13 protein-coding genes are annotated in these 14,677 nt (G+C 70.8%); 10 read left to right on the plus strand and 3 right to left on the minus strand.

What is annotated here, in order from left to right:
* Window positions 1–119 precede the first annotated feature (119 nt).
* A complete protein-coding gene (locus tag OHO27_RS38250) occupies window positions 120–1,364 on the plus strand; it encodes a DegT/DnrJ/EryC1/StrS family aminotransferase (RefSeq protein ID WP_328429509.1) in 1,245 nt (414 codons plus the stop codon).
* Between the two features lie 84 nt (window positions 1,365–1,448).
* Entirely contained in the window at window positions 1,449–3,185 is a 1,737-nt protein-coding gene (gene polX / locus OHO27_RS38255; protein WP_328429510.1) for a DNA polymerase/3'-5' exonuclease PolX, read from the plus strand.
* A gap of 16 nt (window positions 3,186–3,201) precedes the next feature.
* Here the strand turns inward: polX and OHO27_RS38260 are convergent, their stop codons facing one another.
* A complete protein-coding gene (locus OHO27_RS38260; protein ID WP_328429511.1) occupies window positions 3,202–4,383 on the minus strand; it encodes a flavin-dependent monooxygenase in 1,182 nt (393 codons plus the stop codon).
* Between the two features lie 294 nt (window positions 4,384–4,677).
* Between OHO27_RS38260 and OHO27_RS38265 the strand changes: the two genes are divergently transcribed.
* The 8 genes from OHO27_RS38265 (at window position 4,678) to OHO27_RS38300 (ending at window position 11,891) form a co-directional block, all read left to right on the plus strand.
* Complete coding sequence (locus OHO27_RS38265) at window positions 4,678–5,793, plus strand: Gfo/Idh/MocA family protein (protein ID WP_328429512.1); 1,116 nt, start codon at window positions 4,678–4,680, stop codon at window positions 5,791–5,793.
* A complete protein-coding gene (locus OHO27_RS38270; RefSeq protein WP_328429513.1) occupies window positions 5,790–6,728 on the plus strand; it encodes a PmoA family protein in 939 nt (312 codons plus the stop codon). Before OHO27_RS38265 ends, OHO27_RS38270 begins: the two co-directional genes overlap by 4 nt.
* Complete coding sequence (locus OHO27_RS38275) at window positions 6,722–7,474, plus strand: cupin (protein ID WP_328429514.1); 753 nt, start codon at window positions 6,722–6,724, stop codon at window positions 7,472–7,474. The genes OHO27_RS38270 and OHO27_RS38275 overlap by 7 nt, the downstream gene beginning before the upstream one ends.
* Before the next feature lie 88 nt (window positions 7,475–7,562).
* The gene (locus OHO27_RS38280) at window positions 7,563–8,846 is read left to right on the plus strand and encodes an ABC transporter substrate-binding protein (RefSeq protein ID WP_328429515.1); all 1,284 of its coding nucleotides are present in this window, start codon (window positions 7,563–7,565) and stop codon (window positions 8,844–8,846) included.
* On the plus strand, window positions 8,843–9,787 hold the full coding sequence (locus OHO27_RS38285) for a carbohydrate ABC transporter permease (RefSeq protein ID WP_328429516.1): 945 nt from the start codon (window positions 8,843–8,845) through the stop codon (window positions 9,785–9,787). The genes OHO27_RS38280 and OHO27_RS38285 overlap by 4 nt, the downstream gene beginning before the upstream one ends.
* Window positions 9,784–10,650 (plus strand): carbohydrate ABC transporter permease, encoded by an 867-nt coding sequence (locus OHO27_RS38290; protein WP_328429517.1) that lies wholly within the window; start codon window positions 9,784–9,786, stop codon window positions 10,648–10,650. Before OHO27_RS38285 ends, OHO27_RS38290 begins: the two co-directional genes overlap by 4 nt.
* Window positions 10,651–10,655: 5 nt before the next feature.
* On the plus strand, window positions 10,656–11,309 hold the full coding sequence (locus OHO27_RS38295) for a hypothetical protein (protein WP_328429518.1): 654 nt from the start codon (window positions 10,656–10,658) through the stop codon (window positions 11,307–11,309).
* Between the two features lie 129 nt (window positions 11,310–11,438).
* Window positions 11,439–11,891 (plus strand): phospholipase, encoded by a 453-nt coding sequence (locus OHO27_RS38300; protein WP_328429519.1) that lies wholly within the window; start codon window positions 11,439–11,441, stop codon window positions 11,889–11,891.
* Between the two features lie 71 nt (window positions 11,892–11,962).
* Here the strand turns inward: OHO27_RS38300 and OHO27_RS38305 are convergent, their stop codons facing one another.
* Both OHO27_RS38305 and OHO27_RS38310 read right to left on the minus strand, forming a co-directional pair.
* On the minus strand, window positions 11,963–14,218 hold the full coding sequence (locus tag OHO27_RS38305) for a heavy metal translocating P-type ATPase (RefSeq protein WP_328429520.1): 2,256 nt from the start codon (window positions 14,216–14,218) through the stop codon (window positions 11,963–11,965).
* A 68-nt stretch (window positions 14,219–14,286) separates the two neighbouring features.
* Complete coding sequence (locus OHO27_RS38310) at window positions 14,287–14,502, minus strand: heavy-metal-associated domain-containing protein (RefSeq protein WP_328429521.1); 216 nt, start codon at window positions 14,500–14,502, stop codon at window positions 14,287–14,289.
* Between the last annotated feature and the right edge of the window lie 175 nt (window positions 14,503–14,677).

The following is a 14,677-nucleotide window of genomic DNA, read 5'->3' on the forward strand; positions in this document are numbered from 1 at the left end:
TCGTAGCCCTGGCCCTCGCTGCCTCGGAACCCCTGCACGCGGCCCCTCACGATGCCCGCGAGCGCACACCGCCCGCCTCGGGCGGCCCTTCGTCGGACCCTTCCACGGAAGAGGTGACCATGCCGTACGGATCGCGGCTCGCCGCGATGATGACACGGCGCATCGGACGCGAATGCGTCTACACGCCCTCGGCCCGACTGGCCCTGTACCTGGCGCTGCGACGCTGGTGCCGGCCGGGCGGGCGGGTGCTGATGTCGCCGGTGAACGACGACGTGATCCTCTTCGTCGTCCTCGCCGCCGGACTGCGCCCCGTACAAGCCCCCGTGTCCCAGTGGGACGGCAACATCGACCCGGCCGCCGTACCGAAGACCACATGGCGCAACGTGGACGCCGTCCTGACCACCAACCTGTACGGCATGCCGGACCGGGTCGTCGAACTGCGCCGCCGCTGCGACGAGTTGGGGATCCCCCTGATCGAGGACGCGGCGCACGCCATCGGCACGCACGTGGACGGGCAGCCGATCGGCACCTTCGGGCAGGCGGCGGCGTTCAGCCTGTCCAAGCACGTGGCGGGGATGGCGGGCGGTTTCCTCGCCGTCGACGACGTACGCACCCGACGGGAGCTGGAGCTGCTGCGCGACGACCTGCTGACCCCGCGCCGCCTCCGCCACGACCTGACCACCACCCTGCGCCCACTGGCACGGTCCGCCGTGCGCTCGCTGCACCTGGTGCGCCCGGTCTGGCGCACCATGCAGCGCCTGGGCCTGCTCGAACGTGACGACTTCCGCATGGCCCTGCACGCGCCGCGCCTCGCCGGCAGCGCGCGCCACGCGCCGAGCCTGGCCGCCTACGAGCCCTGGGTCAGGGTCGACCTGCACGGCTTCCGCTCCCGCCACGGGGCCCTGGTCCGGGGGCAGTTGGAGCTGCGGATGGCCCTGCTCGACGGCGACCTCGCCCGGCGCCGGGCCGGTGTCTCGCTGCTCGCGGGCACCACCTGGGCCACCCCGGCCCTGCGCGAGAGGACGGCACACGACGGCCCTCCGGGACTGTTCCGGGTGCCGCTTCTGGTCCACGACCGCAACGCCCTCGTGGCACGCCTCGTCGATCACGGCGTGGTCGCGGGCTACGTCTACGACCCGCCGCTCGACGACTATGCGGGTGCCGAGTTCGTCGAACCGTCCCCCGACCCCTCGGCGGCCCGCTGGTTCGCCGCACACACCCTGCCGGCCGACCCGCTCCTGGCCCGCAGGATCACCGACGCCCTGACCAGGGAACTGGCGACCCCGGCTCACCCTCCGATCCCGGCCCGGACACCCGAACCCGACACCACGACGAAGACTCCCCCCACACCCCTGGGCCAGTAGAGAAGCCGGTGGCGGGGCCGGGCGGGAAACGGGCGGCTCGACCGGCACCGTGCCGCCCGGACCCACCTTGCCTACCCTGGAGGTGTGGCTCGGTCCAACGACGAGGTCGCCGCACTGTTCCAGGAGTACGCGGATCTGATCTCCATCACCGGAGGAGACGCGTTCAGGGCACGTGTCTACGAGAAGGCCGCCCGGGCGATCGGCGGCCACCATGCCGACGTGTCGACGCTCGACGTCAAGGCCCTCAAGGAGATCCCGAACGTCGGCAAGTCGATCGCCGAGAAGGTCGTCGAGTACTTCACCAGCGGCAGCGTGTCCGCCGTCGAGGAACTACGGGCGAAGATCCCGGCCGGAGTCCGGCAGCTGACCGCCATCCCCACACTCGGCCCGAAGAAGGCACTGGTCATCTACCAGGAGCTGGGCATCTCCACGACTGAGGAGCTCGCCGACGCCATCCACGAGGAGCGGCTGCGCGACCTGAAGGGCCTCGGGCCGAAGACCGAGGAGAACATCCTGCACGGCATCGCCCTGCTCCAGTCCGCCGGCGACCGCGTCCTGATCGACGCCGCCATGAGCCTTGCCGAGGACATCGTCGCCGAGATGTCCCAGGTGACCGGCTGCAAACGCTGCTCCTACGCCGGTTCGCTCCGCCGCGTCCGCGAGACGATCGGCGACATCGACATCCTCGTCGCGGCGAGCAAGGCGGAGCCGATCATGCGGGCCTTCACCGAGCTGCCGTATGTCTCGGAGGTCATCGCGCACGGCGCGAAGAAGACGTCGGTCCGTACGGACAGGGGCCTCCAGGTCGACCTGCGCGTCGTACCGCCGGACTCCTGGGGCGCGGCGATGCAGTACTTCACCGGCTCGAAGGCGCACAACATCCGCACCCGGGAGATCGCCGTCCGCCAGAAGCTCAAGCTCTCCGAGTACGGGCTCTTCGACGCCGAGTCCGGCAAGAAGATCGTCTCCGAGACCGAGGAGGACGTCTACGCCCGGCTCGGCCTGCCCTGGATCCCGCCCACCCTGCGTGAGGACCGGGGCGAGATCGAGGCCGGATTGCGCGGCGAGCTGCCCGACCTGATCCAGGAGAAGGACATCCGGGGCGACCTGCACACCCACACCGACCTCACCGACGGGCTCGCGCCGCTGGAGGAGATGGTCGCCGCGGCCGCCGAGCGCGGCTACGCCTACTACGCGGTCACCGACCACGGCCCGGACATGGCCATGCAGCGGATGACCGACGAACGGATCCTGGGCCAGCGCGAACGCGTCCGCGAGCTCGACGGGGACTACGGCAAGCGCGGCAAACGGGCCGGCATGCGGGTGCTGCACGGTGCCGAGCTGAACGTCGGCCCCGACGGCGACGTGGACTGGCCCGCGGAATTCCTCGCCGGCTTCGACCTGTGCGTGGCCTCGGTGCACTCGCACTTCAATCAGGGGCGCGAGGCGCTGACCCGGCGGATCGTCCGGGCCTGCGAGAACCCGCACGTCCACATCATCGGCCACCCCACCACCCGTCTCATCGGCAAGCGCCCCGGCATCGACGCGGACCTCGACGCCGTGTTCGCCGCGTGCGCGCGCACCGGAACGGCCCTGGAGATCAACTCCCATCCCGACCGGCTGGACCTGCGCGACGAGGACATCCTGCGGGCCAGGCGGCACGGTGTGAAGTTCGCCGTCGACAGCGACGCCCACGCCGTCACCCATCTGGCCAACCTGCGCTACGGCGTGGGCACGGCCCAGCGCGGCTGGCTCACCGGGGACGACGTGATCAACACCTGGCCGCTGACCCGGCTGCGGCGCTTCCTGAACAAGGGGTGACCCCCGCCCCGGGGGCTTACAGAAAGGGCGTGCCCGGTTCGACACCGGACAGCACCCGGCCGTAGATCTCCAGGTTGGTCGCGGGATTCACGAACGCGTGAAGACTCAGTGCGTGCAGGTCGCGCACCGCCCGCTGGATCGGCACGTCCCGGTGCAGCGACGACGCCCCGGCCGCGGAGCCGAGCAGATCGACGGCCTCCTTGCACAGCCGCGCCACATAGCCGCTCTGCGCCCGGATCCTGGCCCGTTGCTCGGGCGTGTACGGCTCGCCCGACTCGGCACGCGACTCGATCAGGGCGACGAACTCTGCGGTCAGCAGCTCGGCGCAGGAGATCTTCATGGCCGCCTCGGCCGCCTGGAGATGAGTGACCGTGGCCTCGTTCTGGCGCTGGTGCGGGGTGTACGTGATGCCCCGCCGCCGGCTGCGCTCGGTGAACTCCGCCAGGGCGGACCGGGCCAGGCCGAGCGCGTTGGGCGCCGCCCACACGCAGAACAGCAACAGGACGGGCATCCGGTAGAACGGGTCGTCGGCGCTGGACTTCGACCCGACCTGGCCCGCCAGCAGCGGCCCGACCGGCAGGACCCGATGCGCCGGCACGAAGACGTCCCGCGCCACGACGCTGTCGCTGCCGGTCCCGGCCAGCCCCGACACGTACCAGTCGTCCAGAATCTCCAGCTCGGCCATCGGTACGGCCGTCCACAGCAGCTCCGGCGGCCCCTCACCCGACTCGGACCCGACCCGGACCGTCAGCAGGTGCCAGTCGGCGTCGTGGCAGCCGGTGGCGAAGCCCGAGGTGCCGTTGACCAGGTAGCCGCCGTCCGAGCGGACCGCCGTCGCGTCCGGCACGAGGGTGCCCCCGACCTTCGCGTCGGGGTTGGTGAAGATCTCGTCCTGCGCCTCGTCGGGGAAGAGTGCCGCGATGTAGGAGCAGCCGGCCTGGATCACCGTCTTGAACGCCGTCGAGCCGCACACCGAGGCGATCTCGGCCACCGCGTCGACCTGTGTGCGCAGCCGGCTCTGGTAGCCGCCGTACCGCCGGGGGACGTTCATCCGGTGGATGCCGGCGTCCGTCAGCGCCGCCGCGACCTCGGAGGTGACCCGCCGCTCCTGCTCGGCGCGCAGCGCGTGTTCGCGGACCAGCGGGCGCAGTGCCCGGACGCGGTTGACCAAATCGGTATCGGGGCCGGCTGCTGTCATCGGTGACCTCCCGAGCACGACGGGTCATCACCGTGACGCGGATGCCGATACCTGTCAACGGGCCCTCTGTGAAAGGGAGTTGAAGTGCGCCAAAGCCCTGGGCGGTGCGGTGATCTTCGGTCGTTTGAGCGGCTGTCGAAAAGGGGAGCGTGCGGGAGGTGGGCCGAGCCGGACGGGTCGGGCTTTGCTCATCTCGCCGCAGAGGGGTTGTCCTTACATTCCGTCCCTGCCTAGGGTCGCCCTCGAAGTGCAAGCGCTTTCTGAGCGGGCTGTCCGCCGTCCGAGGAGAACTGCATGTCCCCAAGCCCCGCCCGCCGCCGCGTCGCGGTGATCGGCACCGGCGCCATCGTCAGCGGCAGTCATCTCCCCGCGCTGAGATCCCACCCCGACCGGGTGGAGCTGGTCGCCGCCGTCGACGTGGACCAGGCCCGGCTGAACGCCTTCCGGGAGCTCGCGGGCGAGGACGTCGCCGGGTACACCTCGACCGGCGAGATGCTGGACGCCGTACGCCCCGACCTGGTCCTGATCGGCACGCCGCCGTCCCTGCACCGGGAGCAGACGGTCGCCGCGCTCAAGGCGGGCGCCTGGGTGCTGTGCGAGAAGCCGCTGTGTCTGTCGCTCGCCGAGTACGACGACATCGCGGCGGCCGAGGAGGCGTCGGGCGCCTACGCGTCCGTGGTCTTCCAGCATCGCTACGGCTCCGGCGCCGTGCACGCCCGTGAGCTGATCACGAGCGGTGAGCTGGGCACCCCGCTGGTCGCGCACTGCCAGACGACGTGGCACCGTGACGCTGCCTACTACGCGGTGCCGTGGCGCGGGCGCTGGGCCACCGAGGGCGGCGGACCGACGATGGGGCACGGCATCCACCAGTTCGACCTGCTGCTCCACCTGCTCGGCCCGTGGGCTGAGATACGGGCCATGGCCGCGCGCCTGGTGCACGACACCGAGAGCGAGGACGTCTCGACGGCCCTCGTACGCTTCGAGAACGGCGCCCTGGCCACCGTCGTCAACAGCGTGCTGTCCCCGCAGGAGGTGAGCCGTATCCGCGTCGACTGCGCGGACGGCACGGTCGAGCTCACCCACCTGTACGGCCACCGCAACGAGGACTGGGTCTACACCCCGGCCCCGCACGTCCCCTCCGAGCGTGCCGCCGCCTGGCGCACGCCCGCTGCGGACCTGCCCAGCTCCCACACGGCACAGCTCGGCGCCCTCCTCGACGCCTACGACAACGGTGCACGGCCGCCCGGCAGCGGCCCCGACGCCCGGGCCACCCTCGACTTCGCCGCCGCCCTCTACAAGGCCGCGTTCACGGGAAACCCGGTGCACGCGGGCGGGATCCGGCCCGGCGACCCCTTCTACCCGGCCATGCACGGCGACCACCCCCACTGGGCCCCCAAGGAGCGCGCATGAGCATCCGCGTCACCCACGCGCACGGCGACCACATCGCCGTCACGGCCGCGAACGGCACCGAGATCCTGAGGTATGTCTACCGCCCCGACCCGGAGGCGTTCGAGTCCCGCAAGCCCTACGCCCACCCCGTGCGCACCCTCGCCGGGCACACCGTGACCGGCTACCGGCCGCATGACCACCGCTGGCACAAGGGTTTGCAGATGACGGCGAGCCATCTGTCCGGGCAGAACTTCTGGGGCGGCAACTGCTACGTCCACGGCGAGGGCTACCTGCCGCTTCCCGAGCGGGTCGGCTCCATGCGGCACGACGGTTTCACCGAGTTCACGGTCGAGGACGACCGGCTCGCTTTCAGCGAGGAGCTCACCTGGGTCGAGAACGGCGGCGAGGAGTGGGCGCGCGAGGTGCGCGGGCTGACCGTCCACTCGGTGGACGAGGAGTCCGGCGCCTGGTCCCTGGACTGGTCGATCCGGCTCACCAACGTCCGTGACGAGCCCCTGGCCTTCGGCTCGCCCACCACCGCCGGCCGCGAGTTGGCCGGCTACACCGGACTCCAGTGGCGCGGCCCCCGGGACTTCACCTCGGGCAGCGCCTTCGGCCCCGATCTCGACGGGGGAGCGGGCGCGGATGCGGGCAAGCTGATGGGCACACAGGGCCCCTGGCTCGCCTTCACCGCCGAGCACGACGACATCGACGGGCACTCCACGCTCGTCTTCGCGCACGCGCCCGAGAACCTCGACGAGAGGGCCGCGATCCACGAGTCGCACTGGTTCGTGCGCTCCGAGCCGATCCCGACGGTGGCGTTCTCCTGGGCGTTCTTCGAGGAGTTCGAGCTGCCGCCGGGCGAGTCCTTCGCCTACCGCTACCGGGTGGTCGTCGCCGACGGGGCCTGGGACCGGGAGCAGGTGGGCGCTCACCTGGAGGGGTTGCAGTGGTGAAGCCGAACCTTCCGCATCCGCTGCCCGGCGCCGTCGGCCTGTCGCACCTCAGCGCCTATGACTGGGAGGCCGCCGACGGGGTGTGCGGCGGCAGCCCGCATCTGCACCTGGTGTGCACGGAGGCGTACGTCGTCACCGGCGGCCGAGGTGCCGTGCAGACGCTGAGCCCCGACGGCTACCGGGACATCCCCCTGGAGCCGGGCTCGGTCGCCTGGTTCACACCGGGGACCGTGCACCGTATGGTCCAGGGCGGTGACCTGCGCATCACGGTGCTGATGCAGAACAGCGGGCTGCCCGAGGCCGGGGACGCGGTGTTCACCTTCCCGCCCGAGGTGCTCGCCGACCCCGAGAAGTACGCAGCCGTCGCGGCGCTTCCGCCCGGTACCGGACCGGAGACGGCGGCTGCCGCGCGCCGCCGCCGGGACCTCGCCGTCGAGGGGTACCTCGTGCTGCGCGAGGCACTCGTCGCCGGTGACAACGGCCCGTACGCCGAGTTCCAGCGTGCCGCCGCCCGGCTCGTGCGCGCCAAGGTGCCGAACTGGCGGGAGCTGTGGCGGGCCGGCGCGCTGGCCACGGCCGAGCGCACGGGCGCCCAGCTCGAAGCGCTGGAGGCGGGCGAGCCGGCGTATCTCGGCGACGCGACCGCGTACGAGACCGCGCCCACCAGACTCGGCGGATTCGGCATGTGCGGGCGCCGCGACGAGTACAACCTGCCCGGGACGACGCTGCCTTACGGCGGCGAGTAACAGCCCTGAGGGGAGCAGGTCAAGGGGGGGGCGAGAGGGCCGAGGGGGGCCAAACAGACAGCCCGAGGAAAGGAGAGGTGACCTCGGCATGCCCGGACACAGGACAAAGGGGTTCTGCGCGTCGGCCGCCGCACTCGTGCTCTGCGCGATGCTGGCCGGCTGCGGGGGACCCGGAGAATCGGTCGGCGGCGGCAAGGTCGTGCTGCGCTACACGTGGTGGGGCAACCCCGACCGCGCGGAGCGCACCGAGCAGGCCGTCGCCCGGTTCGAGAAACAGCACCCGAACGTCCAGGTGCAGACGTCGTTCTCGGCCTACGACGCCTACAAGCAGAAGCTCGCGACCCAGGCGGCAGGCGGCGACGCCCCCGATGTGATGCAGCTCGACTACCGGCAGATCGACCAGTACGCCTCCGGTGACGTCCTGCTCGACCTCGCGAAGCAGAAGGCCGTACTGCGCACCGGTGAGATCGACCCGGGCCTGCTCGCGACCGGGCGGCTGGACGGCACGCAGTACGCGATTCCGCAGGGCCGCGGCACCGAGACCGTCGCCTATGACGTCAAGGCGTGGAAGGAGTCCGGCGTTCCGCTCCCGGGCGGGAGCTGGACCTGGAGCGAGTGGGCCGACGCGATGCGAGCCCTGGCACAGAAGACCGGCAGGCCCGGCGCCACCGACCCCGGGCAGAGCGAGGACTGCTTCGAGGTCTGGCTGCGCGGCCAGGGCAAGTCCCTCTACACCAAGGACGGCGGGCTCGGCTTCACGGCCGGCGACCTGACCCGCTGGTGGACCTTCACCGACGAACTCCGCCGCGAGGGCGTCGTCTCGCCCGCCGAGCAGACCACCCAGCTCGACGGCTCAGTGGAGAACACCCCTTTGGGGCGCGGTGAGGCCATGTCCGACTCCAACTGGGACGCACCGGCGAGCGGTTACCTCGCCCTCATACCGAGCGGCGTCGCGCTCGCGCCGATGCCGTCGGGTGAGGACGGCACCCCCGGCCAGTACTTCAAGCCGTCGATGTTCCTCGGAGTGGGCGCCAGCACGGCTCACCCGAAGGAGGCCGCTCAGCTCGTCGACTTCCTCATCAACGACGAGGAGGCGGCGCATATCCTCGGCGCCACCCGTGGCATCCCCGTCAACGAGTCCGTCCGCGAGGCGATCGAGCCGCAGCTCAAGGACTTCGACCGGACGATCGCCGACTACCAGGCGTCCCTGGAGGGCTCTCTCAAGGACCCGCCGCAGGCCCCGCCCTCGGGCGACAACGCTCTGCAGACCACCTTCCAGCGCGACTACGACCAGGTGTCGTACGAGCGCATGTCGCCGCGCGAGGCGGCCGAGAACTACGTCACCGAGGCGAAGGCGGAGCTGAGGTCATGACCACCACCGACATCTCCGCGCCCGCCGCCGGGAAAGCCGGGACCACCCCGGTCCCGAAGCGCCGGCCCAAGCGCGAAAGCCAGGGCCCCGCCTGGGTGTTCCTCTCCCCATGGGTGCTCGGCGCGATCGTCCTGACCCTGCTGCCGATGGCCGTGTCGCTGTACCTGTCCTTCACCGACTACGACCTGTTCAACCCGCCGCGCTGGGTGGGCCTGCGCAACTACGTCCAGATGTTCACCGAGGACCCGCGCTACTGGCGCTCGGTGATGACCACGCTGACGTACGTCGTCATCGCCGTACCCCTGCAACTCGCCCTCGCGCTGGGCGTGGCACTCGCCCTGAAGTCCATGAAACGCGGCAAGGGCTTCTACCGTTCCGCCTTCTACGCACCCTCGCTGCTCGGCGCGTCGATGTCGATCGCCCTCGTCTGGCGCGCGATCTTCAACGACGGCGGCACGGTGGACAACCTGCTCGGCACCGGCGGCTGGGTCAACAAGCCGGGCTGGGCGCTGCTCGCCGTGGCGCTGCTGACGGTGTGGCAGTTCGGAGCGCCCATGGTCATCTTCCTCGCGGGACTCCAGCAGATCCCGGGCGAGCTGTACGAGGCGGCGGCCGTGGACGGCGCCGGGAAGTGGCGGCAGTTCCTGTCCGTCACGGTGCCCATGCTGTCCCCGGTGCTGTTCTTCAACCTCGTCCTGCAGACCATCCAGGCCTTCCAGGTCTTCACGCCCGCCTTCGCGATCGGCGCCGGCAAGGGCGGCCCCGCCGACTCGACCCTCGTCTACACCCTCTACCTCTACGACCGCGGCTTCGTCGCCTCCCACATGGGCTACGCCTCCGCCATGGCCTGGGTGCTGCTGATCGTCATCGGCGCCGTCACCGCGGTGCTGTTCCGCACCTCGCGCTCCTGGGTCTTCTACGCGTCCGAGGGGGACCGATGACCACCACCACGACTCCGGTCGTCCGCAAGCCCGTTGCCTGGGGGCGGATCGCCCTGCACGTCGGCTGTCTGGCCGCGCTGCTGGTCATGCTGTACCCGCTGGCGTGGCTGCTGGCCACCTCGCTCAAGCCCGCCGACGAGGTCATCGCCAGCCTCAACCTGCTGCCCAGCCACCTGGAGTGGTCCAACTACAAGACCGCCCTGGACGGCGTGAACGACGTCTCCATCTGGCGGCTGCTGAGCAACTCGCTGCTGATCGCGGGCGGCGCGGTCCTCGGCAACGTGATCAGCTGCTCGCTCGCCGCGTACGCCTTCGCGCGGCTGCGCTTCCGCTTCCGCGGGCCGCTGTTCGCGTTCATGATCGCGACGATCATGCTGCCGCACCACGCGGTGCTGATCCCGCAGTACATCATCTTCAACCAACTCGGCCTGGTGAACACGTACTGGCCGCTGATCCTGCCGAAGTTCCTCGCCACCGAGGCGTTCTTCGTCTTCCTCATCGTGCAGTTCATGCGGGGACTGCCGCGCGAGCTGGAGGAGGCGGCCCGTATCGACGGCTGCGGCCCGTTCCGCAGTTTCTTCAGGATCGTGCTGCCGCTCACCCGTCCCGCGCTGATCACCACCGCGATCTTCACCTTCATCTGGACGTGGAACGACTTCTTCACCCAGCTGATCTATCTCTTCGACCCGGAGAAGTTCACGCTCACGCTCGCTCTGCGGTCGTTCGTGGACGCCTCCAGCACCTCGGCGTTCGGCCCGATGTTCGCGCTGTCCGTGATCGCGCTGATGCCGATCGTGCTGTTCTTCCTCGCCTTCCAGCGACTCCTGGTGGAGGGCATGGCCAGCTCCGGACTCAAGGGGTGAGCGGCATGAGTGGACCGAGTGGGCCGAGCGGGACGCGGTCGCGTGAGGCGGGCGAGGTGTTCGGCCCGCGCATGACCCTGTTCGCCGACGTGCTGAGCATCGGCCTCGCCACGGCCGTGGCCAGTCTGCCGCTGGTGACCGCACCTGCGGCGCTGTCGACGGCGTGCGCGGTGCTGCGCGGCGCCCGGGAGGAGCGGCCCGCCACCGCCGGACGGTACTTCAGGCTGCTACGGCGGCGGCTGCGGACCGGCGACCTGGCGGCGGGCGCCCTCGCGCTGGCGGGAGTGCTGCTGCTCGCCGGCGACCTGGCACTGGCCGGGGCGGGGCTGCCGGGTGCGCCGCTGTTCGCCGTGCTGGCCGGCGCGATCGGTGCCTGCGCCGTCGTGGTCGGCCTCAGGGCCTGCGCCCGCCGCGAGTCGCTCACCGACTGGCGCGCGGCCGTACGCGGGGCTGCCCGGGACTCCGTCCAGGACCTGGGCGGCAGTGGCCTGGTGCTGCTCGCGGTGGCGACCGCGGCCCTGTGCGCCTGGATGCTGGTGCCGCTCGCGTTCCTCGCCCCGGGACCGCTGGCCCTGGCGGTGACGGCCGTGGACGTGCGGGGGGAGGGTAGGCGCAGGCAGGCGGGGACACGTCGTGCGGAGCACGAATTCATCCCCTGATCTCCTCGTATGTTCCAGAGTTAACGGCGCATTAGGTCGCATGCGGTGTGAAAGGACTGTTGGGGTGTCAATCATCTTGTCATGAACCTGCGACCCGATGGGCGGGTCGCAGCCTCATGGAGGTGTGGAATGCACCGCACACTCGCCACCGGTCTTGCCGCATCAGCCCTCTCCCTCATGGCCGTCGTCGCCACCGCCGCGGACGCAGAAGCCGCCCCCGCCGACAAGCCCCAGGTCCTCGCCAACTGGACCCAGACCAGCGCGTCGAGCTACAACTCCTGGGTCGCCGCCCGCTCCAACCAGTCCGCCTGGTCGGCGTACGGGTTCGACTGGTCCACGGACTACTGCTCCTCCTCGCCGGACAACCCGTTCGGCTTCCCCTTCTCCACGTCCTGCGCCCGGCACGACTTCGGCTACCGCAACTACAAGGCGCTGGGCACGTTCAGTGCCAACAAGTCGCGCATCGACAGCGCCTTCTACGAGGACCTCAAGCGTGTGTGCGCCGGCTACAGCGGTGCTTCGAAGACCGCCTGCAACAGCACGGCCTGGACCTACTACCAGGCTGTGAAGGCCTTCGGCTGAGAAACCGCCGATCGGCCGCACGGAAAAGGGGGCGCCGCTCAAGCGGCGCCCCCTTTGCGCGACGATTCAGCTCAGCTCTCGGCCCGGAACGAGCGCAGGCGCAGCGAGTTGCCGACCACGAAGACCGACGAGAAGGCCATGGCCGCTCCGGCGATCATCGGGTTGAGCAGACCGGCCGCGGCAAGCGGCAGGGCCCCCACGTTGTAGGCGAAGGCCCAGAACAGGTTCGACCGGATGGTGCCGAGCGTCCGGCGCGACAGCCGGATCGCGTCGGCGGCGGCACGCAGGTCACCCCGCACCAGCGTCAGGTCGCCCGCCTCGATCGCGGCGTCCGTACCGGTGCCCATCGCCAGCCCCAGATCGGCCTGGGCGAGCGCGGCCGCGTCATTGACGCCGTCGCCGACCATCGCGACCGAACGGCCCTCGCCCTGAAGGCGCTTGACGACGTCGGCCTTGTCCTGCGGCAGGACTTCTGCGATGACGTCCTCAGGAGCGATCCCGACCTCGCGGGCGACGGTGTGCGCGACGGCCTTGTTGTCGCCGGTCAGCAGGATCGGGGTGAGCCCGAGGGCGCGCAGTTGACGGATCGCCTCCGCGCTGGTCTCCTTCACCGCGTCGGCGACCTCAAGCACCGCCCGCGCCTCGCCGTCCCAGGCGACCGCGATGGCGGTACGGCCGCCCGCCTCGGCCTCGGACTTGGCCCGTCGCAGTTCCTGTGGCAGTTCCATCGCCCAGTCGGCCAGCAGGCGCTCCCGGCCCACGAGGACCGCATGCCCGTCGACGATGCCCTGCACCCCGAGGCCGGGTACGTTCCCGAAGTCCTCCGGCGAGGGCAGCGAACCCAGCTTCTGCAGCGCCCCGTCGGCCACCGCACGGGCGATCGGGTGCTCCGAGGAGTGCTCCAACGCGCCTGCGAGACGCAGGACTTCGGCCTCGTCGGTGTTGTCCGCGGTGTGCACGGCCAGCAGCGTCATCCGGCCGGTGGTCACGGTGCCCGTCTTGTCGAGGACGATCGTGTCGACCTTGCGCGTGGACTCCAGCACCTCCGGTCCCTTGATCAGGATCCCGAGCTGCGCGCCACGTCCGGTGCCCACCATCAGCGCGGTCGGCGTGGCCAGACCCAGGGCGCACGGGCAGGCGATGATCAGTACGGCGACCGCGGCGGTGAAGGCGGCGGCCGGCCCGGCGCCGTTGCCCACCCAGAAGCCGAGGGTGGCCAGCGCGAGGGCGATCACGATCGGTACGAAGACGGCGGAGATCCGGTCCGCGAGCCGCTGCGCCGCGGCCTTGCCGTTCTGCGCGTCCTCCACCAGCCGTGCCATCCGGGCGAGTTGGGTGTCGGCGCCCACGCGCGTGGCCTCGACGACGAGCCGCCCGCCCGCGTTGATCGTGGCGCCGGTGACCGCGTCGCCCACGGTCACCTCGACCGGCACCGACTCGCCGGTGAGCATCGAGGCGTCCACCGCCGACGTGCCCTCGACGACGGTCCCGTCGGTGGCGATCTTCTCGCCGGGCCGTACGGCGAAGCGGTCGCCGGCCTTCAACTCCGAGACGGGTATGGTCCGTTCGATGCCGTCCCCGCCCAGGACGGTCACGTCCTTGGCGCCCAGCTCCAGCAGCGCCTTGAGCGCCGCGCCCGCCTTGCGCTTGGAACGGGCCTCGAAGTAGCGCCCGGCCAGGATGAAGGCGATGACACCGGCGGCCGCCTCCAGATAGATGTTCCCGGAGCCGTCGCTGCGGGCGATGGTCAGCTCGAAGGGGTGCGTCATGCCCGGCTCGCCCGCCGTGCCGAAGAACAGCGCCCACAACGACCACAGGAACGCGGCCGACGTACCGACCGAGATCAGCGTGTCCATGGTGGCCGCGCCGTGCCGCAGATTGGTGAACGCCGCCTTGTGGAAGGGCCACCCGGCATACGTCACGACGGGCGCCGCCAGCGTGAGCGACAGCCACTGCCAGTACTCGAACTGCAGGGCCGGAATCATGGCCATCGCCACGATGGGCACGGCGAGCGTCACGGCCGTGATCAACCGCTCCCGCAGCGGCCGCAGTTCATCGGGCCCGTCCGTGCCCTCGGAGGTGTCCCGCACGGGCGGCGCCGGCTCCTGCGCGGTGTACCCGGTCCTTTCCACGGTGGCGATCAGGTCCCGGACGGTCACGTCATCGCCGTAGCTGACCTTCGCCTTCTCGGTGGCGTAGTTGACGGTGGCGGTCACGCCGTCCATGCGGTTCAGCTTCTTCTCGATGCGCGCCGCGCACGAGGCACAGGTCATGCCGCCGATGGCGAGCTCTACCTCGGTCGTGGGGTCGGACGCGGTGGTGGTCATCCCAGCTCCTCGTGCGGGGTGCGGACGGAGCCCGGTGCGGTCGGGCCCCCGGTGATTCGGGGTGCGGGTCAGGCGGCGCGGCCGGTCAGCTCGTAGCCGGCCTCGTCGACGACCTCGGTGATCAGGGTGTCGTCGGGCTCGCCCGCGCTGGTGACGGTGACCTGGCCGGTCGCGAGATCGACACCGACCTCGGTGACGCCGTCCAGCTCGCCGATGACCTTGGTGAGTGTGGCCCTGCAGTGGGCGCAGCTCATCCCGGACACGGCGTACGTGGTGGTGGTCATGGGTTCCTCCTGAAGGGCTCTGCCGCGGTCGACCGGGGTACGGGGTAGGGGTATCCTGGCCGAGTCCATGTATACCCCTAGGGGGTAGCCAAGGCAAGTGTGGGAGCAGGTTGACTTCATACCCCCCAGGGGTATCGTGAAGTGCAGTGAAGGATCGTATCGAAGGACCGACCCG

Origin of the sequence: Streptomyces sp. NBC_00443, assembly GCF_036014175.1 — a bacterium.
Taxonomy (GTDB): Bacteria; Actinomycetota; Actinomycetes; order Streptomycetales; family Streptomycetaceae; genus Streptomyces.